This is a genomic window from Stutzerimonas stutzeri (assembly GCF_051028275.1).
In the GTDB taxonomy this organism is placed as follows: domain Bacteria; phylum Pseudomonadota; class Gammaproteobacteria; order Pseudomonadales; family Pseudomonadaceae; genus Stutzerimonas; species Stutzerimonas stutzeri_AS.
The window spans coordinates 2,099,276-2,125,270 of sequence record NZ_CP069269.1 but is presented as its reverse complement, the minus strand read 5'-3'; the positions used below and the strand labels follow the sequence as shown (position 1 = coordinate 2,125,270).

General features: G+C 59.5%; 23 protein-coding genes and 2 pseudogenes. 11 read left to right on the top strand and 14 right to left on the bottom strand.

Annotation, left to right across the window (positions count from 1 at the left end):
- Nucleotides 1–152: 152 nt before the first annotated feature.
- The 7 genes from JQR87_RS09775 to JQR87_RS09745 all read right to left on the bottom strand — a co-directional run bounded on the left by JQR87_RS09775 (nucleotide 153) and on the right by JQR87_RS09745 (nucleotide 6,687).
- Entirely contained in the window at nucleotides 153–2,036 is a 1,884-nt protein-coding gene (locus JQR87_RS09775; protein ID WP_407290624.1) for an alpha/beta hydrolase family protein, read from the bottom strand.
- Nucleotides 2,037–2,078: 42 nt separating this feature from the next.
- Nucleotides 2,079–3,233: a pyrroloquinoline quinone biosynthesis protein PqqE gene (gene pqqE, locus JQR87_RS09770; protein ID WP_407290625.1), complete on the bottom strand. Its 1,155-nt coding sequence runs from the start codon at nucleotides 3,231–3,233 to the stop codon at nucleotides 2,079–2,081.
- Entirely contained in the window at nucleotides 3,205–3,480 is a 276-nt protein-coding gene (gene pqqD, locus JQR87_RS09765; protein ID WP_407290626.1) for a pyrroloquinoline quinone biosynthesis peptide chaperone PqqD, read from the bottom strand. The genes pqqE and pqqD overlap by 29 nt, the downstream gene beginning before the upstream one ends.
- 39 nt (nucleotides 3,481–3,519) lie before the next feature.
- The gene (gene pqqC, locus JQR87_RS09760) at nucleotides 3,520–4,272 is read right to left on the bottom strand and encodes a pyrroloquinoline-quinone synthase PqqC (protein ID WP_407290627.1); all 753 of its coding nucleotides are present in this window, start codon (nucleotides 4,270–4,272) and stop codon (nucleotides 3,520–3,522) included.
- Nucleotides 4,273–4,363: 91 nt separating this feature from the next.
- Complete coding sequence (gene pqqB / locus JQR87_RS09755; RefSeq protein WP_407290628.1) at nucleotides 4,364–5,275, bottom strand: pyrroloquinoline quinone biosynthesis protein PqqB; 912 nt, start codon at nucleotides 5,273–5,275, stop codon at nucleotides 4,364–4,366.
- Between the two features lie 48 nt (nucleotides 5,276–5,323).
- The gene (pqqA, locus tag JQR87_RS09750; protein WP_003284930.1) at nucleotides 5,324–5,395 is read right to left on the bottom strand and encodes a pyrroloquinoline quinone precursor peptide PqqA; all 72 of its coding nucleotides are present in this window, start codon (nucleotides 5,393–5,395) and stop codon (nucleotides 5,324–5,326) included.
- 173 nt (nucleotides 5,396–5,568) lie between these two features.
- Nucleotides 5,569–6,687 carry an NADH:flavin oxidoreductase gene (locus JQR87_RS09745; RefSeq protein ID WP_407290629.1) on the bottom strand — a complete coding sequence of 373 codons (1,119 nt, stop codon included), beginning with the start codon at nucleotides 6,685–6,687 and terminating at the stop codon, nucleotides 5,569–5,571.
- A 306-nt stretch (nucleotides 6,688–6,993) separates the two neighbouring features.
- Here JQR87_RS09745 and JQR87_RS09740 point away from each other — a divergent pair, with 306 nt between their 5' ends.
- A complete protein-coding gene (locus tag JQR87_RS09740) occupies nucleotides 6,994–8,193 on the top strand; it encodes an MFS transporter (RefSeq protein ID WP_407290630.1) in 1,200 nt (399 codons plus the stop codon).
- A 12-nt stretch (nucleotides 8,194–8,205) separates the two neighbouring features.
- Here the strand turns inward: JQR87_RS09740 and JQR87_RS09735 are convergent.
- Nucleotides 8,206–8,613 (bottom strand): annotated as a pseudogene (locus JQR87_RS09735) (winged helix-turn-helix domain-containing protein); the annotation flags it as partial.
- 150 nt (nucleotides 8,614–8,763) lie between these two features.
- Here JQR87_RS09735 and JQR87_RS09730 point away from each other — a divergent pair.
- From JQR87_RS09730 to JQR87_RS09720, 3 genes are all read left to right on the top strand, one after another.
- Nucleotides 8,764–9,408 (top strand): 3'-5' exonuclease, encoded by a 645-nt coding sequence (locus tag JQR87_RS09730; RefSeq protein WP_407290631.1) that lies wholly within the window; start codon nucleotides 8,764–8,766, stop codon nucleotides 9,406–9,408.
- A 110-nt stretch (nucleotides 9,409–9,518) separates the two neighbouring features.
- Entirely contained in the window at nucleotides 9,519–10,058 is a 540-nt protein-coding gene (locus JQR87_RS09725) for a DUF421 domain-containing protein (protein WP_407290632.1), read from the top strand.
- Nucleotides 10,059–10,252: 194 nt separating this feature from the next.
- Nucleotides 10,253–11,569, top strand: coding sequence for a methyl-accepting chemotaxis protein (locus JQR87_RS09720; RefSeq protein ID WP_407290633.1), 1,317 nt, complete (start codon nucleotides 10,253–10,255; stop codon nucleotides 11,567–11,569).
- A gap of 69 nt (nucleotides 11,570–11,638) precedes the next feature.
- Here the strand turns inward: JQR87_RS09720 and JQR87_RS09715 are convergent, their stop codons facing one another.
- From JQR87_RS09715 to JQR87_RS09700, 4 genes are all read right to left on the bottom strand, one after another.
- Complete coding sequence (locus tag JQR87_RS09715) at nucleotides 11,639–12,655, bottom strand: potassium channel family protein (protein ID WP_407290634.1); 1,017 nt, start codon at nucleotides 12,653–12,655, stop codon at nucleotides 11,639–11,641.
- Between the two features lie 206 nt (nucleotides 12,656–12,861).
- The gene (locus tag JQR87_RS09710; protein ID WP_407290635.1) at nucleotides 12,862–13,179 is read right to left on the bottom strand and encodes an EthD family reductase; all 318 of its coding nucleotides are present in this window, start codon (nucleotides 13,177–13,179) and stop codon (nucleotides 12,862–12,864) included.
- Between the two features lie 53 nt (nucleotides 13,180–13,232).
- Nucleotides 13,233–15,791: a pyrroloquinoline quinone biosynthesis protein PqqF gene (gene pqqF, locus JQR87_RS09705; protein WP_407290636.1), complete on the bottom strand. Its 2,559-nt coding sequence runs from the start codon at nucleotides 15,789–15,791 to the stop codon at nucleotides 13,233–13,235.
- Between the two features lie 105 nt (nucleotides 15,792–15,896).
- Entirely contained in the window at nucleotides 15,897–16,853 is a 957-nt protein-coding gene (locus tag JQR87_RS09700) for a MerR family transcriptional regulator (protein WP_407290637.1), read from the bottom strand.
- 94 nt (nucleotides 16,854–16,947) lie between these two features.
- Between JQR87_RS09700 and JQR87_RS09695 the strand changes: the two genes are divergently transcribed.
- Entirely contained in the window at nucleotides 16,948–17,340 is a 393-nt protein-coding gene (locus JQR87_RS09695; protein ID WP_407290638.1) for a thiol-disulfide oxidoreductase DCC family protein, read from the top strand.
- Nucleotides 17,341–17,535: 195 nt separating this feature from the next.
- A complete protein-coding gene (locus JQR87_RS09690; RefSeq protein ID WP_407290639.1) occupies nucleotides 17,536–17,982 on the top strand; it encodes a PAS domain-containing protein in 447 nt (148 codons plus the stop codon).
- A 459-nt stretch (nucleotides 17,983–18,441) separates the two neighbouring features.
- Here the strand turns inward: JQR87_RS09690 and hemH are convergent, their stop codons facing one another.
- Together hemH and JQR87_RS09680 are read right to left on the bottom strand one after the other, a co-directional pair.
- Nucleotides 18,442–19,467, bottom strand: a complete 1,026-nt coding sequence (hemH, locus tag JQR87_RS09685) for a ferrochelatase (protein ID WP_407290640.1) — start codon at nucleotides 19,465–19,467, stop codon at nucleotides 18,442–18,444.
- Nucleotides 19,468–19,540: 73 nt separating this feature from the next.
- Nucleotides 19,541–20,440, bottom strand: coding sequence for a TIGR01777 family oxidoreductase (locus JQR87_RS09680; protein ID WP_407290641.1), 900 nt, complete (start codon nucleotides 20,438–20,440; stop codon nucleotides 19,541–19,543).
- A 251-nt stretch (nucleotides 20,441–20,691) separates the two neighbouring features.
- On the opposite strand from JQR87_RS09680, the pseudogene JQR87_RS09675 reads away from it, so the two are divergent.
- The 5 genes and pseudogenes from JQR87_RS09675 (at nucleotide 20,692) to JQR87_RS09655 (ending at nucleotide 25,965) form a co-directional block, all read left to right on the top strand.
- A pseudogene (locus JQR87_RS09675) lies at nucleotides 20,692–20,823 on the top strand (TIGR02450 family Trp-rich protein).
- Between the two features lie 157 nt (nucleotides 20,824–20,980).
- Nucleotides 20,981–21,943, top strand: coding sequence for a YbgA family protein (locus JQR87_RS09670; RefSeq protein WP_407290642.1), 963 nt, complete (start codon nucleotides 20,981–20,983; stop codon nucleotides 21,941–21,943).
- Between the two features lie 2 nt (nucleotides 21,944–21,945).
- A complete protein-coding gene (locus tag JQR87_RS09665; RefSeq protein ID WP_407290643.1) occupies nucleotides 21,946–22,887 on the top strand; it encodes a MerR family transcriptional regulator in 942 nt (313 codons plus the stop codon).
- The gene (gene phrB, locus JQR87_RS09660; RefSeq protein ID WP_407290644.1) at nucleotides 22,884–24,302 is read left to right on the top strand and encodes a deoxyribodipyrimidine photo-lyase; all 1,419 of its coding nucleotides are present in this window, start codon (nucleotides 22,884–22,886) and stop codon (nucleotides 24,300–24,302) included. The genes JQR87_RS09665 and phrB overlap by 4 nt, the downstream gene beginning before the upstream one ends.
- A 163-nt stretch (nucleotides 24,303–24,465) precedes the next feature.
- Nucleotides 24,466–25,965 (top strand): methyl-accepting chemotaxis protein, encoded by a 1,500-nt coding sequence (locus tag JQR87_RS09655; protein ID WP_407290645.1) that lies wholly within the window; start codon nucleotides 24,466–24,468, stop codon nucleotides 25,963–25,965.
- The last annotated feature ends 30 nt before the right edge of the window (nucleotides 25,966–25,995 follow it).

Genomic DNA, 25,995 nt, shown 5'->3' with positions numbered 1-25,995 from the left:
GACCGCACGGCCGCAACGACGTCTTCATTCGGCATGAGCAGCCCCTTTGTAGGGACAATCTTCGTGCCAATGCAGGCGCCATGAGGCAATCCACGCTTGAGCGTGGCTCTATCGACAAAGGCTTGCGCTTCAGTCAAATCGAGCCTGTTTGCTTAACTGAGCAGCGCCTGATAGAAGCGGCACTCGCGCTCCAGTGCATCCGCCAGATTGGCTGCCTGGCGAAAGCCATGACGCTCTTCAGGATAGAGGCAATATTCCACCTGCACGCCCCGCTCACGCAGCGCGGCCACCATGGATACCGTCTGCTCAGGCAAAACTACCGCATCCAGCCCGCCCTGGAAAAAGATTACTGGAACCTGGATCTCTGCAGCATTGTTCAGCGGCGTACGCGCTGTGTATCGCTCGGCATCACGGTCCGGATCGCCTATGAGCCAATCCAGATAATCCGCTTCGAATTTGTGGGTCATTCGTCGCAGGGCCAACGGGTCGCTGACCCCGTACAGGCTTGCACCACCTGTGAATCCCGTTTTGGCTGCCAACGCGCAAAGTGCGCTGTACCCGCCGGCGCTTGAGCCTCGGATAAAGGTGCGTGCCGGGTCGATCTGGCCGCTGACAGCAAGCGAGTACACCGCAGCGCAGGCATCCTCTACTTCCACTACACCCCACTCGCCGCGTAGCCGCTGTCGGTAGGCGCGACCGAAGCCACTGCTGCCACGGTAGTTGATGTCTGCGACAGCGAATCCGCGTTGCGTCCAGTATTGAATGCGTGGGTCAAAAACAGGGTAGCTCGCCGATGTCGGACCGCCGTGCATGAACACGACCAGTGGCGGTTTTTCAACCGGCAGGCCTCGGAAAGCGGCATTCTTAGGCGGATAGATGAAGGCGTGCGCTGTGTCCTCATGCGCAACGGCAAAGCTGAACGGCTGTGGCGTGGACACTTGGTCCGCCGCTAATGGCTGCTCGCCGCCAGCAAGTACGTCGGTCTCAGCGGTCAGGCGGTCAATCGCCAATATCGCGGGCGCACGATCAGACGCTCCCGAAATGCAATAGTAGCGATAGTCGTCTACCGCCAGCTGACGGCATCGACTGTATTCAGCGGCCAGCTGACGCTCGCTACCGTCTTGGCGATGTTCAAAGAGCAAACCGTACCCATCGACCAGCCGAGTGACCAGCAATTCCTTGTTGGCTAACGGCACATAGCTGGTCGTGCTCAGCTGCCATGGGGCCGGAGCATGATCGAAGCGTTGGCAGGCGAGACGATCTAGCGCAACGAGTGCATCGCCCTGCTGCTGCCAGGGCTGCCACCAACCGGCTCGGTCGCTTAAACAGAACAAGGTGCCGTCAGGGGCAAAGCGAGGCTGTTGCAGTGATTCGCCCCCGTCTCCTCCCGCCAGGCACATCACGTTAACGAGTCGCCCGCTTGGCAACAGGTCAGCGACCCATAGGCCGGTGGCGGTCCAGGGCTGCTCGGGGCGCTTCCATTGAATCCAGGCCAGCTGCTCCCCGCTGGCATTCAACGCTGGAGATGCATAGAAGTCAGCGCCTTCGGCCAGCACCTCCAACCCACCGGCAAGCGAGAGGCTTACCAACCGATGCTCGACGCCATCGTCACGATGGGTCTCTTCAACAGCCAGAATCGCGCTCCGGCGAGCATCGAATTGCAGGCCACCGTAACGGCACTGGTTGTACGAAGTCAGCGCCACCGGCTGGCTCACGCTCGTGTAGTCGAGTCGCTGGAGATAAATCTGCTGATCCCTTTCGTTGACGAAGGCAACGCCCTCGTCTGTCAGGCACAGGGCACCGCCCCCGTATTCGTAGACCCGGCTGCGCAGCGAAAACGTATCGGGCGTCAGGCATCGAGCTGTACCGTCGCGCCAGTGCCAGAGCGTGCAACGTGCATCGGCTGGATCGAACTCGATCCAGAACAATCCCCCATGCCCCGCCTGCAATTCAGCGAAGTCGCGGCTGGCGGATGCAGCCTTGTCAGCAGTCCAGTCGGTGCGCCAGAAGCCATAGGGCCTTTCGGTTTTCGTCATGATCGGGTTCCACTCACTCAGGCATCACCCCGCAACATGGACCTATACCTTGAGAATCAGCTTCGAGGCTCTCTCGTTGCGGAAGGTCAGTTCATCCAGCCGGCGCGGGGACTGTTCGGCCTGGTTTCGCGCCGCGAGAATCTCGCCATGGTGCGCGGATTTGCTGCACACCGGGTCCGCGTTGGCTGCATCGCCGGTGAGCATGAAGGCCTGGCAGCGGCAACCGCCGAAGTCTTTTTCCTTCTCGTCGCAGGACTGGCACGGCTCGGGCATCCAGTCGAAACCACGGAACTTGTTGAAGCCCATCGAGTGCTTCCAGATCTGCTCGATGTTCTGCTCACGGACGTTGGGAAAGTTGATCGGCAGCTGGCGCGCACTGTGGCATGGCAGCGCCGTACCGTCTGGCGTGATGTCGAGAAACAGATTACCCCAGCCGTTCATGCAGCCCTTGGGGCGCTCTTCGTAATAGTCAGGCGTGACGAAGATCAGTTTGCACGGATGGTTCTCGGCCGCGAGCTTGTCACGCCACTCGTTGGTGATCCGCTCGGCGCGTACAAGCTGCGCCTTGCTTGGTAGCAGTCCGGCGCGATTGAGTTCAGCCCAACCGTAGAATTGGCAGGTGGCGAGCTCGACGAAGTCCGCCTCCAGTTCAAGGCAGAGCTGAATGATACGGTCGACATTGTCGATGTTGTGCCGGTGGGTGACGAAGTTCAGCACCATTGGGTAACCGTGGGCCTTCACTGCACGCGCCATGGCGAGCTTTTGTGCGAAGGCTTTCCTTGAACCGGCGAGCAGGTTATTCACCTCCTCGTCGGCTGCCTGGAAGCTGATCTGGATATGGTCGAGCCCGGCGTCGGCGAACGAGGCGATTTTTTCTTCAGTCAGGCCGATACCAGAGGTGATCAGGTTCGTGTAGTAGCCCAGGTCACGCGCCGCCTTGATCAGCTCGGCCAAGTCCTGCCGAACCAGCGGCTCGCCGCCGGAAAACCCAAGCTGCGCCGCGCCCATTTCCCGAGCCTGGCGAAACACCTCGACCCACTCGGCCGTGCTCAGCTCATCGTGGCTGCGGGCGAAGTCCAGCGGGTTCGAGCAATACGGGCATTGCAACGGGCATCGATAGGTGAGTTCGGCCAGTAGCCACAAGGGCGGCCCCGGCTCGAAACCCGGTTTAGCGAAGCTCGATCCAGAACCGTTCAACGGCGACCTCCAGAAACGCGATGATGTCTTCCTCGATGCCCTCGGCATCCGGAAAGCGGCTCTGCAAATCGGCGACTATCGCACCAACGGTGCGTGCTCCATCCACCTCGCCCAACACCGCCGAAGCGCTCTCGTTCAGTTTGATCATACCCTCCGGATACAACAGCACATGGCAGTTCTGCGCAGGCTCCCACTGGAAGCGAAAACCACGGCGAAATGCCGGAACCTGGGTCAGCATGTCAGTCATTGCCTGTCCTCGATCATTCCCGGTGCATACAAGTCCAGGTTAAAAGGTGATGCCCTTGTGCCAGACACGCTCGCTCGTGACCGTGTGGTACGGCGGGCGATCCAGTTCGTAGGCCATGCTCATGGCATCCAGCATGCTCCATAAGACATCGAGCTTGAATTGAAGAATGTTCAGCATGCGCTCCTGGCTATCCCGTGTCGTGTAGTGCTCCAGCGTGATGCGCAGCCCATGTTCGACATCGCGTCTTGCTTCCTTCAAGCGCATGCGGAAATAGTCGTAGCCAGACGGATCAATCCAGCTGTAGTGCTGGGGCCAGGCGTCAAGGCGGGACTGGTGGATGGTCGGAGCGAAAAGTTCGGTCAGCGAGCTACTGGCCGCCTCCTGCCAGACCGCGCGGCGTGCGAAGTTGACATAGGCGTCGACGGCGAACCGCACGCCAGGTAATACCAGCTCCTGCGACAGGACCTGTTCACGATCCAGCCCCACCGACTCGGCCAGACGCAGCCAGGCTTCGATTCCGCCTTCCTCTCCGGGTGCGCCATCGTGATCGATGATGCGTTGCACCCACTCGCGGCGTGCATCACGGTCCGGGCAGTTGGCCATGATTGCTGCATCCTTTACTGGGATGCAGACCTGATAGTAGAAGCGGTTCGCGACCCAACCCTGAATCTGCTCGCGAGTGGAACGCCCCTCGTACATGGCGCGATGAAACGGGTGGTGAATGTGGTAGTAGTCGCCCTTGGCGCGTAGCGCCGCTTCGAACTCCGATGGAGTCATAGCTGGCAGAGTCATAAATGTTCCTTGCGGGTTGTGCGGGCTACGGCTGAGGCAAACCTGGCGCATCGTTCTGCACCGAGGTTCGAGCAACCGTGCGCTGACAGCGCTACAGCTCGATACTCATGCCATCGAACGAGACTTCTATGCCGTGCTCGTCTAGCACCGCACGTTCGGCGGAGTCTTCGTCGAGAATCGGATTGGTGTTGTTGATGTGGATGAGGATCTTGCGAGAGGCAGGCATGCCATCGAGCACCTCGATCATGCCACCCGGCCCGCTTTGTTGCAGGTGGCCCATTTCGGAGCCCAGCTTGGTGCCGACTTCGCGCACCTGCATCTCATCATCGCGCCAGAGCGTACCGTCGACCAGCAGGCAGTCGACGTCTCGCATCAGCTCCAGTAATGCTGGGCTGACCTTACCGAGCCCCGGTGCGTAGAAGAGCTTGCCACCGGTGCGCTGGTCCTCGATCAGGAGGCCGATGTTGTCGCCAGGGTGCGGATCGTTGCGGTGTGGCGAATACGGCGGTGCCGAGCTGCGCAGCGGGATCGGGGTGATCTCGAGATTCGGGCAAGTCGGGATGCGGAAGCTGCCTTCGAGCGCGATGGGGTTCCAGCGCAGCCCTCCGTTCCAGTGCTCAAGCATCTTGAACAGCGGAAATCCGGTGGTGAGGTCCTGATGGACCATCTCGGTGCACCAGACTTCATGCGGGCAGCCTTCACGCAGCGTCAGCAAGCCGGTGGTGTGGTCGATCTGGCTGTCCAACAGGATGATTGCGCCTATGGCCGTGTCCCGCGGGCCTCGTGCCGGTTGCAGCTTGGGAAAGGATTCCAGCTGGGCGCGGATATCCGGCGAAGCGTTGCACAGGATCCAGTCTTCGCCGTTGTCACTGATAGCGATGGAAGACTGAGTTCGCGCCTGAGCCCGTAGCGTGCCGGCTCGCAGCCCGGCGCAGTTGGCGCAATTACAGTTCCATTGTGGAAAGCCGCCGCCAGCAGCCGAACCTAGGATCTGGATGAACATGGGCAGCTCCCGGAAAACAGAGCCCCGACCTTAGCCGGGGCAGAACACTCAGCGATTGGCGAAGTACATGGTGACTTCGAAACCAATGCGCATGTCGGTGAAAGCAGGTTTAGTCCACATGGATAATTCCCCTTGATTGATGACGGAGTATTCCGACGACGTATTAAGCACCTGTGTCCGCCAAAAGCAGAATGGCACTGTGGAAAGAGACAACGCCCCGCCTTGGTAGTGCCCTATCGGCGGCCCAGGGGTAGTGGAGGTTGTAGCTCGATATCACCGCTCGTCAGCTCCTCTCAACGCTGACGGACGGCTGGCCGATTGTTGACACCACGCCAGGCCAGTTCATTGGTCAAGGTCGCCATCGGCGAAAACATCTCGTAATCAAACTCGGTCATCTCATCACCATCGCGAACCCGCAGCGGCCAGTCGTGGTTAGCCAAAGCCGCCTTGCCAATAGCAACCAGATCCAGTTCGCCATCATCGAGCAGCTTCTGGGCCTGCGCGCCGCTTGTCACGCTGCCATTACCGATCACAGGGATCGATACGCTGGCCTTGGCGATCGCGGACAAGGTCGGGCCCTCGTCAAAGCCAGGTGCGCCCACGTCGTATTCGGTGATGTGAAGATAATCCAGCCCGGCGTCTGCCAGCGTAGAGAAGCGTACCTTGGCCTCCTCGGCACCACCCTCCCACTTCAGGCGGCTGGCAGTGACCATTCCCTGAGACAAACGCATGCCGACCAGGAAGTTCTCCCCTACCGCCTCGCGCACCGCATCAATGACCGCCAGCGGAAATGCCAGACGGGCCATGAAATCACCACCCCAGCGATCGCTACGCTGGTTGAATTCCGCGCTGATGAATTCGTGGATCAGGTATCCATTGGCGCCGTGCAGTTCGACACCATCGAAGCCGGCGTCTTGTGCATGACGGGCCGCTTGCGCGAAACCGGCAATGGCCTCGCGGATTTCCTCTTCGGTCATCTCGGCGGGCGTCGCGTAAGGCCCTTCGCCGCTGTAGAAGCTCAGTTGAGTGCCGGCAGGCTGCACCGCAGATGGCGCGACGTGACGAGCGTGATGAATATTACCCTGCGTCTGGGCGCCACCATGCATGAGCTGAGCGACAATCGCCGCGCCGGCCTCGTGGACTGCAGTGACGATTGGCACCCACTTGTCTCGCTGCACCTCCGTCGCGAGGCCCGGCTGGTTCAGGTAGCCCTGGCTATACGCGGTATCTGTATAGGTGCCCTCGGTGATCAGCATGCCGAAACCACCCTCGGCGAACGCCTGGTAGTAGTCGCGCATCAGCTCGTTTGGTTGGCCCTCAGGCTCCGCGCTGACGCGGGTCATCGGCGCCAGCACGGTGCGGTTGCGCAGGCGCAGCTGTTTCAGTTGAACGGGTTCGAGCAGTTTGGGCATTGGCACATCCTCATGAAACGCAGGTCATGCTGAATCTGAGGGGCTTGCCGGGCTTGGAGTTCGGCAAACGCGATGGCTGGTTTGTCAAAGGCCGTGATCTCGAACATGAAGGGGCGACGCCTGCTCAGTAGTGAGCGGTGGCCATAGGTCGACTCGTCGCGCCTCATGGCTGGACAATCACGAGGCAAATTGACGCCCGATGAGGCTCGCCAGCCGATAAAGTGGGCACCTAACGATCAGAGCACTCGCCCACGCCAGTCTTCCACGCGGTGTGAAGTCGCTCCATTGTCAATTCAGGCGTTCGAAATGAAACAGAGCTGGTCCGCGTTTCCCTGGGTGTGCTTTGCCATGTGTGTAGGTGTGATGGGTACCGCGCTCATATCACCGTTGTATCCGCTGTATCAGCAGGCATGGCAACTGCGCACCAGTGATATCTCGTTGATCTATGTCGTCTACATGGCTGGCGCGCTGTTCGGATTGTTGTTCATGGGCCGCCTGTCCGACACCTTGGGCTTTCGCAACGTCATGCTGACCGGCTTGCTGCTCGGATGGGGCGGGACCCTGGTCACGATGCTGGCGTGGGATCTGTCCAGTCTCAACATCGGTCGTTTTGCGGTCGGCCTTTCCTCCAGCCTGATCGTGACCAGCGCTTCGGTGGGCCTTGTACAGATTTCCCGTGACGGGGCGTCCCAGCGGATATCGATGATCACCAGCTTCCTGCTCGCCTTTGGCTTCGGGCTGGGGCCGCTGACCGGCGGCGTGATAGGCCAGTGGTTCGCGCAACCGCTGAAAACCACCTACATGCCCACGTTGGTTCTCGGCGTACTGGCGGTGTATGCCTTGTTACGCGTACAGCTCAAACCTCACCCTGAACTCAGCGCAGCCGCGCAACTGGGCTTGCGCACGTTCATACCACGCTTGACCTGGGCCAGCCGCCCCGATTCGATGGCGTTTCTGCTGACCTGTGCCTGCCCTTTTTTCGCCTTTGGGGTCTTCGGAATCTACGCCTCGATGGCGCCTCTGTTTCTCGATCGAATGGTGCCCTGGCACGGCCCGATCGTCAGCGGCACGGCGATCGGTGTGATCCTGCTCGCCTCTGCCCTCACGCAACTGCTGGCGGCAAAGATGAGCATTCGCTGGGCGGGTTTGCTCGGCCTGCTCGCAGTCGTGCTGAGCAACGCAATGCTGGTTCTGAATTTTCAGGTGGGCTCATCGGCCTTGTTCATCATTGGTGTGTGTGCCGCTGCGACGGGCCATGGCCTGTGTCTGCTCGCTGGCATCAGCATGGTGAACCGTATCGCAGGACCAACGGAGCGATCAGCATTGATCTCGACCTATCTGGTATGCGGCTACGTTGGCAGCATCGTGCCGTTGATCGTTGCCGGCTGGATCGCTGACCATTACGGGCTGCCGACCGCGATCACAATCCTGGGCTCGGCTGTGATCGCAACCGCCACTCCGGCTGCGCTGGGTTATTTCATGCACCCGCGGATGCGAGCAGGTTGATGGCAGCTGGGGCTAGTCGTCAGCGACCAACCGATAACCTACCCCAGCCTCTGTAATGATGAACCGCGGCGCAGAAGGATCATCCCCCAACTTACGCCGCAGATGGCCCACGACCACCCGCAAGTAATGGGTGTCGCCGCTGTGACTCGGCCCCCAGATGTCCTTCAGCAACTGGTGTTGCGTCACGACCCTGCCGGCATGCTGGGCAAGCGTCGCGAGCACTGCGTATTCCTTGCGGGTCAGGCTTATCTCCTCCCCGTTCAGATTGACGCGTCGAAAGGCGAAGTCGATGCTCAGCGGGCCGGAGGTCGCCTGTGATTGCATTGTCGCAGTGCGCTGGTTTTGCCGGAGCACCGCCCGCACCCGAGCGAGAAATTCCTGTATGCCGAACGGCTTGGTCACATAATCATTGGCGCCTCTGCTCATCACCAGCTTGTTCATCGGCTCCCATTTTCTTATCCCTTATAAAAGAAGCGACTCTCAAGCACGTCGCCCAGCCTTGTTCAGATGATTCGTTGTGAATCGAAAGAAAGGCTGGATGCGGCTCAGTTGTGACTACCGGATTCCCCCATGCCCATCATCCGTATCCCTCAGGTTGCTGAACTTGATGCCCTGCCCCGTTATGCCGGCGTGCCACCGGAGCGAATCGTCATGCCGGCCAACCCACAAGACTTTGCTCAGGCTGTTCAAGAAATCGGTGCCTTCACCCAGATCGGCTTCGACACCGAGTCAAAACCCACCTTCAAGGTGGGTGAGGTTTCTACCGGGCCTCATCTGGTTCAGTTCGCCACTCCGGGGGCTGCGTATCTTTTCCAGATGGGCGTCGAGGGGGCCGTACAAGCAGCCAAGTCGGTGCTGGAGTCGGATCGATTACTCAAGATCGGCTTTGGCTTGGGATCCGATCGCAGCCGTTTGCGCAGTCGCCTGGGCATCGATTTGCGGCACTTCATCGATCTGGGCACGACGCTCCGTTATCAGAACAAGAAAGGTCAGGTTGGGCTGCGTGGCGCCGTCGCGGCCGTTCTCGGGGCTCGAATCAGCAAGTCGCGCAGCGTGTCCACGTCCAATTGGGCCAACCGTGCCCTGACCGACGCACAAAGGCTTTACGCAGCCAATGACGCCTACGCTGCGCTGGAGATATTTCTAGCCCTTGGTGACAACCCTGAGCGGCTGCTGGCGGATCGCATCATGCCGGCTCGCGAGAAGCAGAACTGACAGCCAAGCGAAGCCGCCACACTAACCGCTCACCAGAAGCTACGACCGAGGCATGCAACCCCTCTGCCCCGTTGTCGTCTACCAACAGACGATTCCCAACGGAGGTAGCTGTGGAAGGCATGTTTTTTAGCGGTTGGTCGACCCTGTTTCGCACACTCGTTATCGGTGTGCTGGCCTACATCAACCTCATCGTTCTGTTGCGTATTTCGGGCAGACGCACCCTGTCGAAAATGAACGCTTTCGACCTCATCGTCACCGTGGCGCTGGGTTCAACATTCGCCACCATCCTGCTAAACCGAGACGTTTCATTAGCCGAAGGGACGCTGGCGCTCGCGCTGCTTATCGGTCTGCAATACCTCGTGACTTGGACCAGCGTGCGGGTTGGCTGGGTTCGCAAGCTGGTGACCGGCGAACCTGCGATGCTGTACTACAAAGGTCAAATGCTGAAAGCGGCGATGCGCAAAGCCCGGGTAACCGAAGACGAGGTGCGCTCGGCTGTACGCTCCAGCGGCATCGCGGCGATCGACGACGTGGAGGCTGTTGTACTCGAGACCGACGGCAGTTTCAGCGTGGTCAGGAAAGGCTCGGGTGACAGTCGGTCAACCCTGGCGGATGTCACGACGCCTGGGCCGCGCGAAGTGCAGGTGTAGCCGCATTCGTAGCAAGTACCCTGTGCTGACGTACATGACTGTCTGATTGAAAGCACAGCCACCAATCTCATTGACATCGGCCGGATTGACGCCACCTATATTCTGTCAAAACTTCAACAAAGCGCTGAAGAAAAAATTGTACATGCCGATGAGCTTGTAGAGCAGCTTTGCTCTTCATTCATCGGATTACTGACATGTTCAACAAGAGGCTGAAGCAGGAGCTGGCGGAGTTGCGTGAAGACGTCGCGACCAACCGACAGATCAAGGAATCGTTGTACAGGGAGATGATGGTGCTGGAAGTCGATCCACAGGGCCGCGTTCAGCACGCCAACGCGCTTTTCCTTGGCGAGATGGGCTTTCGCCTCGACGATATAGTTGGTCGCTCGATCGACAGCTTCTTTTCCGATGAATTTCGAAAAGAGCCCAACTACACCAGCCTCAAGGCGGCCATGCAGCGCGGCGAACACCTGAGCGGTGCCTTCCGCATGCTGCAGGCTGGGGGCGAAGAAGCCTGGCTGCGTTCGATCTGGCAGCCCATCAAGGCATCGGACGGCTCGCTGCATCACTTCACCCTGTGCGCCAACAACCTGACTCGCACCATTGCCACATCCCGTGAGCACGAGTGCATCATCAGTGCGCTCAAACGATCTACGGCCGTGATCGAGTTCGATCTGACCGGGCATGTCATTACCGCCAACGAACAATTTCTCAACGGCATGGGCTATCGGCTGGAACAGATCCGAGGCAAACACCATCGGATGTTCTGCGAGCGAGAAGAATTCGATTCAGCCGCCTATCGAGACTTCTGGGCACGCCTGAACCGCGGCGAGTTCGTCGTCGATCGCTTTAAACGCATCGACGCGCATGGCCAGGTCGTTTGGCTGGAAGCGTCATACAACCCTGTACATGATGCGTACGGAAAGCTGTACAAGGTGATCAAGTTCGCCACCGTTATCACCGATCAGGTCAATCGCGAGCTGGCCGTCTCCGAGGCCGCAACGATCGCTTACGACACATCACACCAGACGGATCTGAGTGCGCAGCGAGGCGCTGCTGTCGTACAGGAAACGGTGGGCGTCATGCGCAAGATAGCGTCGCAGATGCAGGAGGCTTCGGATGGAATCGAGGCGCTCGACAAGCAATCGCAGCTAATCAGCGCAATCCTGAAAACCATCAGTGACATCGCCGATCAGACCAACCTGCTCGCGCTCAACGCGGCGATCGAAGCAGCTCGGGCTGGCGATCAGGGGCGCGGGTTCGCGGTCGTGGCGGATGAAGTGCGTCAGCTCGCAGCGCGAACCAGCAAAGCGGCTGGAGAGATCGTTGGTGTTGTCAGCAAGAACCAGGACCTGGCACAGGCGGCTGTACAAAGCATGTCGGCCAGCCGCAGTCAGGCCGAAAGCGGCCTTGATCTCGCCAATCAGGCCGGCTCTGTGATCGTCGAGATTCAAGACGGCGCTAAGCGGGTAGTCAGCGCGGTGGGCCAGTTTGCCAGCCAGCTGAAAAACTAGAAATGCAGGGCGTAGGTCATCGGATCAACGCCCCTGCCACAACTGCGGGACCGTGCAACGTGCTCGGTCCTAACGCTCTGAGGCGGTCCCGTACACATGCGCCCAACACCATCCATCCGCCTCGAGCAGCGCGGTTAACGAGGCACACCGTTTTTTCGCTTGTGTAATCTCTTCTTCGCCCAATTCGTCACGCGCCTTGAACGGAATTTGCGCGAGGTTTAAGGGAGCGAGATCTACCTCGAGCGTCTCGGTGCCCGAAGGCGCTCCGCCCAGATAGTTGGCGCATTGCATGTCGAGATGTTGATCAAGCGCTGTGTCTAGCATCCGGCGTTTGAGCCTGTCTTGAGGTACGGCTTCGGATACATGATCGAGCAACCTCAGCACTTCGGCGAGTGTGGCAACCGCAGGGATGACATTCTTACTGGCATGCTGGTTGTGAAAGCACCGAATCACGGGGTAGGCGTGATGGTTCAGGGTGTGCTCCACCAACATCTGCCGGATGTCGCTGGCGTTGTCATAGAAGCGCGAAAAATCCGAGCCGTTCCAGCTATTGACCAGTATCTCCTGGGGCGTCCTCCCCATACTTGTGATGAGCAAGCTCAGCTGATTCTGCAGGCTGACAGCCGACAACACCGGAACGACGTAGGTGATCGCGGCCGTGATGAAGGTCAATCCGCAGAAGGCTGCGGCACTGGTCATTATCCGCCATCCATCGCTGGACGCCGAGAAGTCCCCGACGCCTAACGTCGACAGTGTGAAACCCGCGTAATAGAGCGTCTCCCACCCATTTGCGGCGACTTTGGTGCTGTCATTCACGATTGCACCCGGATCCGAAACAAGCATCAAGAAAAGGCTGAGCCACAGACAGGCGATCCACACCAGCAACACCAGGAGCAGCACACACTGGCCGGCATATTCGAGCAACTTGGATTCCCCTCGTCGCCCGGCTGCGGCAAAGAAACACCGCCATACACTCCGGGACACCATATTCGTGATGGTCCCGCCACCTCGCGTCGACAGCGTGGTTTTGGTGATATCAGTCGCCGTAATCAGAAAAAGCAGAATTCCCAAAACAAGAAAAACCATAGAGCTGCCGTATGACTCCCACCGTTCTACATCCCCTGGAGTGTATGAAGGACCCCAGCCGGGATTAGTTCACAACGGTGGTGACAGCACGAAAAAACAGGCAGAGCGACACTCCGTTTCATGCATGTCTGGACATCGCTATCAGCTGTCTTCGGCGTGGCGGGCGAAACCGGGTCATGGCATGACCGAGACGATCGGATCCGCTGTCAGTGCCCTACCACGACCTCGCTGATCTGACGGACCGGGGTCAGGTCGGTGTAGTTGGCGATGTCAGCAACGATCTCCTCGGCGTGGGGCCCGATACCGGCCTGGAAAGCTTCTACCGACTCGCTGAAGATGTGGCACATCGCGATAAAGGGTGCAGGTTCGTCAGGCGTGCGGCCGGAGATCGCCTTGTCGACGGTGTAGTACAGACACGCATCGCCCATGCGGGCCTTGAGCAGCGGCAGGTGCTTGTCCCGGTAATAATCGTGGTCGAATCGCGCGCCTGGGGTGTTGGGATACATCACGCTGACTTTGATCATGCTGCATGTTCCTCGGTTGAAAGCGACCCGCACAGCGCGAATCGCTGGATGATTCACAGCTTAGACAAGGCGCGGCTGGCCTGGGCCCACGTCGCGTCTGGCGCAGGTGCGTTAGCCACAACGACCCAGCCACGGGACGCCTCGCGCAAAGCGGCCAGGGCAGCCGTCAGGTCGTGCCGATGAAGCCCGCGCATAGCGGCCGCAACCTTGACCGGCCGGTCCATTACATGCCCCGCCAGGAGACTCTGCCAAGCCTGCTCGGCATGGGTGCGGATGTCGGCTGGGCTTGCAACGTGGCGGTCGCCGGCCTGCTGAGCAGCGCATTGGACCGCCTCTACAGGTTGCTTGGCCAGCTTTTCTGAAGCAGCCAGCAAGAATGACTCGACATGCTCGAGAATCTGCCCTGCCGAAGCGGTTGGAGACTGCACACCGAAGACTACACCGGCGTGCGATCCAAATTGGCAGTAGCGACTGAAGACGGCATATCCCAGTTGCAACTCGCTTCTCAGGCGTTGGAAAAAGTCTGGCTCGATCATCCGTGCCAGCACTCGCCAGGCTGCCTCGCATTCGGCGGTGCGCTCCGGCAAGGGGCAGAACAGCAGCAACGCGGTTTCCGCCCCGTCTGCGCCGCCGCCAACGTAGTGCCACCGCTTGCCGGTTTGTCCAATGTCATCGACAAGCGGAGTAGAGACGGGCGTTCCCGGCCACGCACGGGTCGTCTCGAACAACGGCCCGCTCAATGATTCAGGAAAACCTATAGCCAGCCCGTGCCACTTCGACGACTCCCACAGGCCAGCCAGCATGGCTTGATCCGACTTGGTGCTTTGGCGTTCAACCGAGGGCAGCTGCGCCAGAAGCCGAGGCAAACGTCTGAACAACTGACGAATCAGCATCTCATCACTGCCGAGAGAGGCTTCTTGCTGGGCCAGTGCTTCGCCTTGTATGAATGCCGACCGTGGCGGCTCGCTAAAACGTTGCAGCAGATCGCTGAGAATCGCCGGAATCGCTTCGGCAAACCCTGAAAGGCATAGAGTCCAGGCGCGGCCCATATCCTCGAATCGCAGCATGACCCCCGCTTGTTCGGCAGCCCAGGCGATCGATTTGGAGGCATGGGCCAACGAATGCCAAACGGCTGGCGAAGGCTGACCGTGCATGAACCGCCACTGCAGGAATAACACGCCCAGCCCGTCCGGCTCAGTGGCCCCATGCCAACGTATCGCCGACGGCACACGTGCGGCCTCGTAATGCGAAATGTCAGGCGCCAGCCACGGATTCGGAGTTGGCTGCGCCCAGATCCAGCCCCCCGAATCCGTTTGCTGCGGCGTCTCGGCTTGTAGGCTCAGCGGAAATCCGTTGTTTTCGAGGGCCGGGCGTTCAGTCTTGTCGGTGGTTAGAACCAGAGGACCGGATTCGAGCATCGATCTCGCAAGCACGCCCAGTGCCTGTTCGACCGCAGCTTCGTCACTGTCCGGGCTCCAGGCAACCGGGTCGACCCAATAACGCAGCCGCAGCAATGGCTCTGCGCTGTGCAAGCTTCTTTGACGGACGCGCCGATACTCCTCGCGACACAGCTGCCAATGCGTGCGCTCGGAGAAGAAACGCAACCAGTCGAGCACAGCGCCGACCAGCGTAGCGCGTGCGCCAAGTCCGCGCTCGGTGGGCAGCAGTTCGATGACGGCCACGCCCTGCCCCGCATACCAATACGGGATGCGCAGCCTGACCGACTGGCAAAGTTCGGCCTCCCGCAGTCGCTGGATCAGCCCACCGGGCGCTTCGGAGGCGAGCCAGACGGACAAATAATCCAGCGCAGCCGGAGTAGCATCCGGCAAACCATCCAGAACGAACGCCATCAGCAGGCGCGGGTTGGCGTCAGCGAGGTGCAACCGGAGCCAATCGTTGTTCTTCCAGCGCAACGGTGGCGGCTTCCGCGCCACGTGGGGATTTGCAGCGAGCCCATCATCCATTCGCTCGGCGAGACGCAGCAGCGCGTCACCTTGCACTGGCCCAGCCAATAGCAGTTCGATCTGGCCGGCGTGATAGAAGCACTTGTGGTAGCCAAGCAGGGAGTGCTGAAACGCATCGTCCTCTACCGGCAACGTTTCCCGATTGCCCGCGTGAAAGCCGCTGAACGGGTGGGCTAGGTCAGTGACCTGCCCGAACGCGGCGTCGCATAGTGTTTCGACGTCCTTCGCTCGCGCGAGAAACTCGGCGTGCAGCACCTCGCGTTCACGCTGTTGCGCATCACGATCCAATAACGGATTGGCCAATAGATCGATGAGACGCAGAAAGCCCTCTTCGAACTGACTCGATGGAACTTGAAAGAAAAAATCAGTATGCCGCTCACGGGTCGATGCGTTCACCTGGCCGCCACAACCCTGAACGAAAGGCATCAGGCTCTGGGCCGCGGGAAAGTCTCGGCTACCGAGAAACAGCAGATGCTCAAGGAAGTGGGCAAGCCCAGGGTATGCGCCCGGCGCGTCATGCGAGCCGGCGTGGACTCGCACCAGAGCCGCTGCGTTGACGCCGCGGGGCACTGACAAAAGGCGCACACGCAACCCATTGGTCAAGACCGTTTGCGATGGGCGCTGGACGGGATCGAATGACGAGTGCATCGGCTATGGGTTCCGGCTGAGAAGCACAGAGGATCGCGCCGAACATCGATCAATACAATGCATCGCGCAACAGATGCCAACCCACACCCTGCAAGGCGGGTGTCGTCACGTATCCAGGTGGCCTTCCAGGAACTGGGACAACCGCTGCTGCATGAGCTTGCCGGAATTGCCCAGGCAAGCGATCGGCGATCCGCGCAGTCCATCCTGTGACAAATCGGCCGCTTCACCCGCCATTGCCAACGGGCAGTCCAAGCTCAACGCCAGCTTGGTAAACAGCTTGAGCAACGATGCATTGGGCGGGACGTTGGAATACAGCACCAAGGCGCGTGGGCGAACCTTTTCGCAGACAAGGGTCAACTCATCGAGCGGCTGTCCGACAGGAAGCACGCTGACAACAGCCTGGTCACTGCAAAGCAACAGGCCAGCGACCAACAATTCCAGTTCACGACATTGCCCAGGCACACCCGCCAGCAGTACGCGTTGATCTGACTGACTGCGACCAATTTGCAGCCGCTGCAACACGCGCGCGCGCAAAAAATTATCGAGAAACAGCCACTCGCTGGTCTGACCGAACGCACTCTGGCGCACCAGCAACTGCTGCCACAACGGCAGCAATACGTCCTGAAACACCACAGTCAGCGGATAGGTGGAAAAGATTTGTCCATACACCTGATCGAGTCGATTCTCGTCAAAGCTGCTCACTGCCCGTTGCACCTGACCCTGCCATTCGCCCCATTCGCCCGCAACCGCTTCCTGTTGCTCGGGCGGCGCAGCGGCCTTGGTTGCGGCACTGCGCGACAGAATACTGCCCACCTTGCTGACCGCCACGCCGCGTTCAGTCCAGGCGACAATGCTGCGCACTGACTCGACATCGGCCATGGAATAGAGGCGATGACCACTTTCGGTACGAGTCGGTTGAATCAAACCGTAGCGACGCTCCCAGGCACGCAGCGTGACCGGATTGACGCCAGTCAATCGCGATACCTCACGGATCGGGAAAAGCTCTTCCTGCTTGAGTGACTCGGAAGAAAGCAGCGAAGAGGCACGGGCAAATTCAGTCATGACGCAAGCAGCTCATGCAAAGGGATGGGCGCATTGTAACCCAGCGTCTACAGGCATAGGCTGTACATAAGCTATACAAATCCAGGAATACGCAATGTTTCCGAAACTCCCGCTTACGCTCTACGTCGACGGTGCCTGCCCGCTCTGTGCCCGCGAGGTCATCTGGTTGCGGCGCCATGCCACACCCGATCGTCTGCAGCTTGTGGACATCAGTGCACCTGAGTTCTTCAGCGAAGAGCGCTCGCTGGAACAGCTTCGCGCCAAGCTTCACGCACGCAGTGCCGACGGGCATTGGCTGACGGGACTCGACGCAACCTATTGGAGCTGGCGTGCGGCAGGTCGTGGCCGATGGGCCGCCCCGCTAGGTTGGCGACTATTGAGACCCTTGCTGTTGCTAGCTTACTGGTTGTTCAGCCTCGCCCGCCCTCATCTTGGCTGGCTGCCCCACCCTTCAGGAGTGACCGTTGCGCGGCGCGTTGCAAGCTGAAGTCCTGATCGGTGTTTTCGGACATCCGATCCGTTGCCTGAGCCCAGAACTGCCAAGCGCGCGACTCTGGCGCTTGCTGTCACTGCACCAATCGGTGCAACGCTCCTGGCCGCAGCGTTGACTCGCCTCAAAAGCGTTGTGCGCCCTCTCCAGAACTTGTTCTAGAATGCCGCGAAACGAACAAGAGACAGCCTGATGATCAACGCCAAGTTGCTCCAACTGGTAATCGAAGCCTCCAACGATGGAATCGTGGTAGCCGAGCGAGAAGGCGAGGACAACATCCTCATCTACGCCAACCCTGCATTCCAACGGCTGACGGGCTATGAGGCCGACGAAATCCTCTATCAGGATTGCCGCTTTCTGCAGGCTGGCGACCGCGAACAGCCAGGCCTTGCCGCTATCCGCGAAGCAGTGCAAGCCAACACGCCCTGCCGTCAGATTATCCGTAACTACCGCAAGGACGGCAGCGCCTTCTGGAACGAGCTATCGATCACACCGGTATTCAATGAAGGTGATCAGCTCACGTACTTCATCGGTATCCAGAAAGACGTCACCCCCGAAGTCGAAGCCAAGCAGCGTGTTCAGGAGCTGGAAGCCGAAGTCCAGCAATTGCGGAAGCAGCTCGCCGCGCTCCAAGGCTAACCAGGCTCTGGATAACGCGCTTCGGTCATCTGCACTTCAAGACTGATCACATACAGCCGATACGCCTGGCATGTCGCGTCTGCTTCGGGATGCCTGCGACTGGCCAATGCATCCCGACGCTGTACGTCGTACTATTGCGGACAATAGCCATTCGCCACTAAATTCCCGCCAACCTGGACGGTGGCTGAATCCGGATCGCCGCTTTGATCTCCTATGCTTTTTTTGAAAACGCAACGGCCCTCCTTGCGCTTTGCTGGCGCGGCGCTGGGCTCAGCCTGGAGGTAATTGCAGAGGGCGTCGAGACGGAGGCACAGCGTTCGCTGCTGTGGCCAACGGCTGCGACATGTTCCAGGGATACCTGTTCAACCGCCCGGTGCCGCTGGAAGAGTTCGAAGCGTTGGAGTTTGAAGCCGTCGTGGCGTGAGGGATGCACCTTCCATCCCTCAGGCGTTCAATGGCTTACAGGGCTAGCGGGGCCCGGCGGCATAGTGCGACAAGTGCCTCTACCCACTGTTCATGGGTGTTCAGGCAAGGGATCAGCTGCAAATCTTCGCCGCCTGCCTCAATGAATTGCTCGCGGCCTCGGTCGCCGATCTCTTCCAATGTTTCAATGCAGTCCGAAACGAACGCCGGGCACATCACCAGCAATTTCTTCACGCCTCTAGCCGCCAACTCTTCCAGATGGGCCTCGGTATAGGGCTCGATCCACTTCGCTCGCCCCAGCCGCGACTGGAAAGACACCGACCATTGATCCGATCGTAAACCGGCACGCTCAGCGAACGCAGCCGCACTCTGGATGCACTGCGCGCGATAGCAGCTGGCAAGTACGGCTCCTTCGGCGCGTTGACAGCAATCGTCAGTCTTGAGGCAGTGCGCGCCGGTTGGGTCCGTTTTGTGAAGATGCCGCTCAGGTAATCCGTGGAAGCTCAGCAACAGGTGATCAAAGGGCTGCTGCAGATGCGGTCTGGCACTTGCCACCAGCGCATCAAGGTATTCCGGCTGATCATAGAATGGCTGCAGGACCGACAGCTGAATATCAAGGCTACGCTCTCGGATTACCCGACGAGCCTCTTCGACTGCCGTGGTCGTAGTGCTGTCAGCGAACTGCGGATACAACGGAGCGAACGTAACCTGGCTGATGCCCTGCCCCGCCAGCTTCAGCAACGAGCGCTCAATGGACATGTCGCCATAACGCATGGCCAGCTCAACCGGGCCATCCTTCCAATACGGCCGAATCGCGTCAGCCAGGCGCTGGCTGAGCACCACGAGTGGCGAACCCTCAGGCCACCAGATGGACGCGTAAGCATGCGCGGACTGTTCCGGCCGTTTGATCAGAATTAGCGAAACCAGCAATCGGCGAATGGGCCAAGGCAGGTCGATGACGTAAGGATCCATCAGAAACTGGTTAAGGTAGCGGCGCACGTCAGCCACTTCGGTGGACGCCGGGGACCCTAGATTAACCAACAACAACGCCTGCTCTGACATGCACATTTCCAACTACTGATTTAATGGATCGCGCCACAGCCCGCGGGTCGGCAGCGCTATTTTCACACAGCGGTTACGCGTTGCGCAGGTCCGCAAGTGCCGCATCCAGCGTCTCGAAACGAAACTGGAAGCCGGCGGCCTGCAATCGCAGCGGCAGCGCTCTTTGCCCTCCGAGGATCAACCCCGATAGCTCACCCAGTCCGATCTTCAAGGCCGCCGCAGGTACCGGCAAGACCGCAGAGCGACCCAGACTCGCGGCGAAAGCCTTGGCAAAATCCGCGTTGCGCACCGGCTGCGGTGCGCAGCCATTGTAGGGGCCGGAAGCGGCCGGATGCTGTAACAGAAAATCTATCAGCCTGATCTGATCACTGATGTGAACCCAGGGCATCCACTGACGGCCGTTACCCTGCCGACCGCCCAGGCCAAGCGCGAACAGCGGTCTCAGCCGCTGCAGAAAGCCGCCGCGACGCGCCAGTACCAGACCGGTTCGGACCAGGACGACACGGATGCCGCACGTCTCTGCCCGCAAGGCGCTGTCTTCCCAGGCGCTGCACAGTTGGCTGGCGAAATCGTCGGTAATTGCGCTGTCGTCCTCGGTCAGCTCGCGCTCACCGCCGTCGCCATAGCACCCAACAGCCGAGCCGGATATCAACAGTGCCGGCTTCTGTAGCCGCATCGAAAGCCACTCGACCAACTGATCAGTCAACACGATTCGACTGTCCCACAAGGCTAAACGGCGGGATGTGGTCCAGGGCCTATCGGCAATAGGCGCGCCGGCCAGGTTGATAACCGCGTCCAGAGGGACCTGATCCATCTCACCGAGCGCACCAATGCCGGTTACCGCTTCGCCACAAATCTTGGCTACCCGCTCCGGTGTTCGACTCCAGACCCAGATTCGATGGCCCTGTTCAAGCCAATGCTTGCACAGCGCACGACCGATCAATCCGGTGCCTCCCGTCAGCAATATGTTCATTGCAGCATCCTCATTACAGCCCAGTGCTACCACGCCACGATCGATGAGACGACGAGATTGACGTTGCGTTTATACAGCCAACGCATCTTGTATAAATTTGTAACGCAAGCGTAGGCTATGTACAAGTTTTAACCCACTTGTGTTCCATCGCTTAGCTGAGGCTCGTTCCCGCCATGAATCGGTTCAATCCAGATAAGCTGCTGCTCTCCAAGTGGACAGCGACCCGACCGCAACGCAAGGAAAAACATTTCCTGGTAACCGAGCTGCTGCGGGACGAACACGACGTTTCATAGTAAGTGGAGCTACAGGCCGTGCACAGCCGGCGAAGCATTCAGGTTGACTGGCGCACCTTGCGCGACGACGAGCAATGGCTGTTCGGCTGACGCTGACGGCGCGGCGCGCTTTCGCATGACGGTTAAGCGTCAAACGGCTTTGGCTAATTCTTATACGCGTATTATTGACTTGTACAAGTAATTACCTATCATGGCCTCATATTGTACAGACATCACTCGCTGTACAAGTAGCAATGAGGCCGATGCCATGCCCAATACTTCTCGTCGCCCTATCAAAGTTGGTATCAGTGCGTGCCTGCTCGGCACTCCCGTGCGGTTCAATGGGGGTCACAAGGAATCACGGCTGTGCAGCGAAACGCTCGCCAGACATTTCGAATTTGTGCCGGTCTGTCCCGAGGTGGCTATCGGCCTGGGTACACCGCGTGAACCCATCAGGCTGATAGGAGACCCCAATAGCCCTCGAGCAGTCGGGACGGTGCACCCCGAACTGGACGTAAGCGAGGCATTGACCGCCTATGGCAAGCAGATAGCGGATGAGCTGCAGGAAATCAGCGGCTACATCCTGATGCAGAAGTCGCCGTCATGCGGCATGGAGCGGGTCAAGGTTTACCAGGCCAACGGACATCCCATTGAGGGCGGTGGCTCCGGCCTGTTCGCGCACGCTCTGATGGCGGCACGCCCGGATCTTCCGGTCGAAGAAGACGGCCGACTCAACGACCCAGTGCTGCGCGAAAACTTCCTTACTCGAATTTTTGCTTATGCCGAGTGGCAACGTTTGCTCGAAGCTGGCCTTACCCGAAAGGCGTTGGTCGAGTATCACTCGCGTCATAAGTACCAGCTGATGGCAACTAATCCGGAGCAGTACAAGGCGCTGGGCCGCATGGTCGCAACGGTTGGGATAAAGCCCCTGGATGAGTTCGCTCCTGCGTACTTCAGTCAGTTAATGGCAGCGCTGAAGAAAACTGCATCGCGCGGCACGCACACCAACGTGCTTCAGCACCTGAGCGGTTACCTGAAGAACGACCTATGCGGTGAAGACAAGCAAGAGCTGCAACGCGTCATCGGCCAGTATCGCGAAGGGATCGTTCCCCTCGTCGTGCCGATGACGTTGCTCAAGCATCACTTTCGGCGGCATCCAGATCGCTACGTAGCCAGCCAGGTATACCTGCAGCCTCACCCTGAAGATTTAAGCCTGCGGAACGCCATCTGAACATGACTCGAATTTTCGATGATGAGATTGACGCACCGCTCGCCGAGGGCTGGTTTCCAATCCGGGAAGTGGCGCGTTTGACTGGAGTGAACCCGGTGACGCTTCGTGCATGGGAGCGGCGTTACGGTTTGATCGTCCCGCGACGAACGCCCAAGGGCCATAGGCTTTATGACGAGAGCCATGTCAAAAGGATCCTGGACATTCTCGGTTGGCTCAATCGCGGCGTCGCAATCAGCCAGGCGAAGCAACTGCTGGACGCACGAAAGACGATCGATCTATCCGAGCATAACCAGTGGGGCGGTCTGCACGAACAAATGCTGCGGGCAGTTGCAGACCTATCTGACCGTCAGCTCGATGACCACTTCAATCGCGCCCTTTCGCTGTACCCGCCATTGACGCTGAGTAAGCACCTGTTGCTTCCACTGCTCCTGGAACTCGAGCAACGCTGGGCCAATCGATCCGGTGCGGAGCTCGAACGCGGCCTGTTCAACTCATGGCTGCGCACGAAGCTCGGTACGCGCATCTATCACAATAATCGTCAGCACAACGGGGCTCCGTACCTGATGATGCCCTTGGGCGAGCAGCATTTCGAATCCGGACTCTGGCTCAGCGCATGGCTGGTATCCAGCACCGGCTGCCCGGTCGAAGTGATCGAGCGGTCGGTGCCGCTGACCGACGTGCCGCTGGCCTTGGAAAAGATCAATCCTCGCGGCCTGCTGCTGTATGCCAGCCAGTCGCTGGATAGCGGTTACCTCAAGCGACAGCTGCCACGTCTAGCAACACCGCACGACCCGGCCCTGATATTGGCGGGGCCCGCCGCGAGCATTCACGAAGCGGAGCTACGGAACGTGCCCGGCCTGACTCTCGCCGTTGATCCAATTGCCGTACTTGAAACGTTACGGATGGGTTCACAGCTCGACGATCCCAAAGGCTACCTGGAATGAATCAGCTTTTCTGGCTACGCACCGACCTGCGCGTCAGTGATAACACCGCATTGACTGCTGCAATGAATGCCGGTCCAACGGTTGCGCTATACCTCATCACGCCAAACCAGTGGTTCGCTCACAACGATGCGCCATGCAAGGTCGACTTTTGGCTTCGCAATCTAGCAGAGCTGTCGGTACGCCTTTCCGAGCTGAACGTGCCGCTGCTGATCCGTCACGTTGGGGTCTGGCAAGCCGTGCCCGAGGTGATCGCTTCGCTCTGCAGGGCGCATGATATCGACACCGTTCACGTCAACGACGAATACGGCGTGAACGAGCAACGCCGCGACGAAGCAGTGGCCCAAGCACTGGCGAAAACGCGCACGACGATGCGCCGTCACCTCGATCAGGTGTTATTCGCGCCGGGCTCGATAACGACCTTGTCAGGTGGCTACTTCAAGGTCTTCAGCCAGTTTCGAAAGGTCTGTCATTCCCGCCTAGCCTACTCGCTTCCGCCGTGCCTGCCTGTTCCTGATCGCCAGCCTTCGCTACCGATCGTCAGCGACCCGGTGCCTGGATCAGTCGATGGCTTTGCCCAGCCCAGCGACTACCTGCGTTCGTTGTGGCCAGCCGGGGAGGACTTTGCTCAACTCCGTCTAGCGCACTTCGCTGAAGATGACCTGGCAGACTATCAACAGCGTCGCGATTTCCCTGCCGAGCCCGGTACGAGCCAGATCGCAGCCTATCTGGCCGCAGGCGTCGTTTCCCCTCGGCAATGCCTGCACGCCGCCTTGAGAGCAAACCGGGGTGAGTTTGAAAGCGGCAATCCAGGCGCGGTGACCTGGATCAACGAGCTACTGTGGCGCGAGTTCTACAAGCATGTGCTGGTGGGCTACCCCCATGTTTCGATGGGCCGTGGCTTTCGAAAAGAGACTGATGCCCTGCCCTGGCGACATGCGCCGGACGAGCTGGCCGCCTGGCAGGAAGGACGTACCGGTTTACCGATCATCGACGCTGCGATGCGACAGTTGCTGGCCACCGGCTGGATGCATAATAGGCTTCGCATGATCGTCGCCATGTTCCTGAGCAAGAACCTACTGATCGATTGGCGGGAAGGTGAACGCTGGTTCATGCAACACCTGATCGATGGTGATCTTGCCGCCAACAATGGCGGTTGGCAGTGGAGCGCTTCGACGGGTACAGACTCGGTGCCCTACTTCCGGCTATTCAACCCCTACAGCCAGTCTAAGAGATTCGACCCGGACGGCCGCTTCCTCCGCCGTTGGCTGCCTGAACTCGCCGAGCTGGACAAGCGCAGCATCCACAACCCGGCAAAACTGGACGGGTTATTCACCAGCATCGACTACCCCTCCCCAATCGTCGACATCCCCATGAGTCGAGACCGGGCACTCTCCGCGTTCAGAGAGCTGGGGTAACAACCGTGAGCTGACTGCTTTCGAGAGCGGCTTTCGCCAATCGGCCCCGGCAAGATTCGCCGGGCTGAGCGGAATGTCCGGGGGGACCGATGAGCGGACTGAGTTCCGGTTGTAAACCAGCCGATATAGCGATGTGCACCCGAGCACTTCCGAGAGACGTAAAATGAACAGCACGACTTTTACCATGCAAGACCATTATCGCAAGGCCGATCGAATCATGCTCGGCGTGCTGTGGTTTCTCTTCGTGTACTCGCTCGGCTTGGCAGCGATGAGCGGCACCTGGGCACAGGCCATCGTCATAGGTGGCTGTACGGCAATCGCAATGACCGCTCTCAACGCGCTGATAGGAGGCCAGCGATTGATGCGTTGCCTCATTGGCGCTGCGTTCATGGTCATGTCAGCGCTGCACATCAACCAGGAGCACGGCATGTTGGAGATGCATTTCGGCATATTCGCCTTGCTAGCGTTTCTGGTTTGCTACCGGGACTGGCTACCCATCGTCGTGGCTGCGGTGACGATCGCAGTTCATCACCTCGCTTTTTTTGCGCTACAGCAACAGGGCGCAAGCGTGTTTGTCGTGCCAAATGGAACCTGGAGTGAAGTGTTTTTGCATGCGTTCTACGTAGTGCTTGAGAGTGTCATTCTTGTTTATCTGGCAGTGCGCGCCAATGCCGAAGCCCGCGAAGGCGAAGCGCTGCTCAGCGCCGCCGCCGAGATTACCCGCAACCCTGAACGTATCGACCTGCACCAGCGCTCCGCCGTCAGTGGGCCTGTCGGTGAGCGGTTCAACCATCTGCTCGATCAACTATCCGAACTAGTCAGCGCCGTGGTAACTGATGCGCGCGGCCTTGGCGGCACGGCTGGCAGCCTGAGCGCTGCGACCCGGAAAATGCGCGACGGTGCCGATCTGCAACTGGGCAAAACCGCACAGATGGTCGATGCAATGCAGCAAATGTCTGCTGCTATCGAAGAAGTCGCTGGCCATGCTGATCGGGCCTCATTGGCAGCACAAGCCGCAAACGCAAAGGCCGGACAGGGCCGGCAGTCGATGGTAACCAGCCGCGAGGAGATTGCCCAACTCGCGCAGCGCATCGACGGGACCGACGAGGTCATGCAAGACCTAGCCGTCCAGTCCGAGCAGATCGGCCGAGTACTCGAGGTGATTCGCAGCATCGCAGAACAGACCAACCTGCTTGCCCTGAACGCCGCCATCGAGGCCGCTCGGGCCGGCGAACAGGGTCGGGGCTTCGCGGTGGTTGCCGATGAGGTACGTAACCTCGCGCAGAAAACGGCGACCTCCACACGCGAGATCCAAGAGATCATCACGAGTCTGCAGCACAGCAGCCGAAAGGCGGCCGAATCGATGCAGGACAGCCGACAGAGCGCGACCCGCTGCGTCGATGACAGCCAGCAAACCACGCTGCTGCTGGAATCCATGGCGCAGGAGATCGAAGCCATCAGTCACATGAACGAGCTGATCGCTGCGGCGACTCGCCAGCAGACCGAGGTTTCTGCGGATATAGCCAGTCACTTGCAAAGCGTTCAGCAGATCGCGGAACAGAACGCCGTTGAGGCCAGCCAGCTGGAGCATGACAGTGTCGGGCTGAGCGCATTGGCCTCACGTCTGGGCACACTCAGCGGTCGGTTCGCCGTCAGTCGATAGCTGTGCGCAGCACTTCGGTTGTGCGCCGGA

What these genes read in the sequence shown, in the direction of transcription:
- pqqF (WP_407290636.1), bottom strand. Translation starts at nt 15,791, where the DNA reads ATGCACTCGTCATTCGATCCCGTCCAGCGCCCATCGCAAACGGTCTTG.
- JQR87_RS09775 (WP_407290624.1), bottom strand. Translation starts at nt 2,036, where the DNA reads ATGACGAAAACCGAAAGGCCCTATGGCTTCTGGCGCACCGACTGGACT.
- phrB (WP_407290644.1), top strand. Translation starts at nt 22,884, where the DNA reads ATGAATCAGCTTTTCTGGCTACGCACCGACCTGCGCGTCAGTGATAAC.
- JQR87_RS09715 (WP_407290634.1), bottom strand. Translation starts at nt 12,655, where the DNA reads ATGGTTTTTCTTGTTTTGGGAATTCTGCTTTTTCTGATTACGGCGACT.
- JQR87_RS09680 (WP_407290641.1), bottom strand. Translation starts at nt 20,440, where the DNA reads ATGAACATATTGCTGACGGGAGGCACCGGATTGATCGGTCGTGCGCTG.
- hemH (WP_407290640.1), bottom strand. Translation starts at nt 19,467, where the DNA reads ATGTCAGAGCAGGCGTTGTTGTTGGTTAATCTAGGGTCCCCGGCGTCC.
- JQR87_RS09695 (WP_407290638.1), top strand. Translation starts at nt 16,948, where the DNA reads ATGTTTCCGAAACTCCCGCTTACGCTCTACGTCGACGGTGCCTGCCCG.
- JQR87_RS09745 (WP_407290629.1), bottom strand. Translation starts at nt 6,687, where the DNA reads ATGCCCAAACTGCTCGAACCCGTTCAACTGAAACAGCTGCGCCTGCGC.
- JQR87_RS09655 (WP_407290645.1), top strand. Translation starts at nt 24,466, where the DNA reads ATGAACAGCACGACTTTTACCATGCAAGACCATTATCGCAAGGCCGAT.
- pqqD (WP_407290626.1), bottom strand. Translation starts at nt 3,480, where the DNA reads ATGACTGACATGCTGACCCAGGTTCCGGCATTTCGCCGTGGTTTTCGC.
- JQR87_RS09665 (WP_407290643.1), top strand. Translation starts at nt 21,946, where the DNA reads ATGACTCGAATTTTCGATGATGAGATTGACGCACCGCTCGCCGAGGGC.
- JQR87_RS09710 (WP_407290635.1), bottom strand. Translation starts at nt 13,179, where the DNA reads ATGATCAAAGTCAGCGTGATGTATCCCAACACCCCAGGCGCGCGATTC.
- pqqB (WP_407290628.1), bottom strand. Translation starts at nt 5,275, where the DNA reads ATGTTCATCCAGATCCTAGGTTCGGCTGCTGGCGGCGGCTTTCCACAA.
- JQR87_RS09670 (WP_407290642.1), top strand. Translation starts at nt 20,981, where the DNA reads ATGCCCAATACTTCTCGTCGCCCTATCAAAGTTGGTATCAGTGCGTGC.
- JQR87_RS09690 (WP_407290639.1), top strand. Translation starts at nt 17,536, where the DNA reads ATGATCAACGCCAAGTTGCTCCAACTGGTAATCGAAGCCTCCAACGAT.
- JQR87_RS09720 (WP_407290633.1), top strand. Translation starts at nt 10,253, where the DNA reads ATGTTCAACAAGAGGCTGAAGCAGGAGCTGGCGGAGTTGCGTGAAGAC.
- pqqC (WP_407290627.1), bottom strand. Translation starts at nt 4,272, where the DNA reads ATGACTCTGCCAGCTATGACTCCATCGGAGTTCGAAGCGGCGCTACGC.
- JQR87_RS09700 (WP_407290637.1), bottom strand. Translation starts at nt 16,853, where the DNA reads ATGACTGAATTTGCCCGTGCCTCTTCGCTGCTTTCTTCCGAGTCACTC.
- JQR87_RS09740 (WP_407290630.1), top strand. Translation starts at nt 6,994, where the DNA reads ATGAAACAGAGCTGGTCCGCGTTTCCCTGGGTGTGCTTTGCCATGTGT.
- JQR87_RS09730 (WP_407290631.1), top strand. Translation starts at nt 8,764, where the DNA reads ATGCCCATCATCCGTATCCCTCAGGTTGCTGAACTTGATGCCCTGCCC.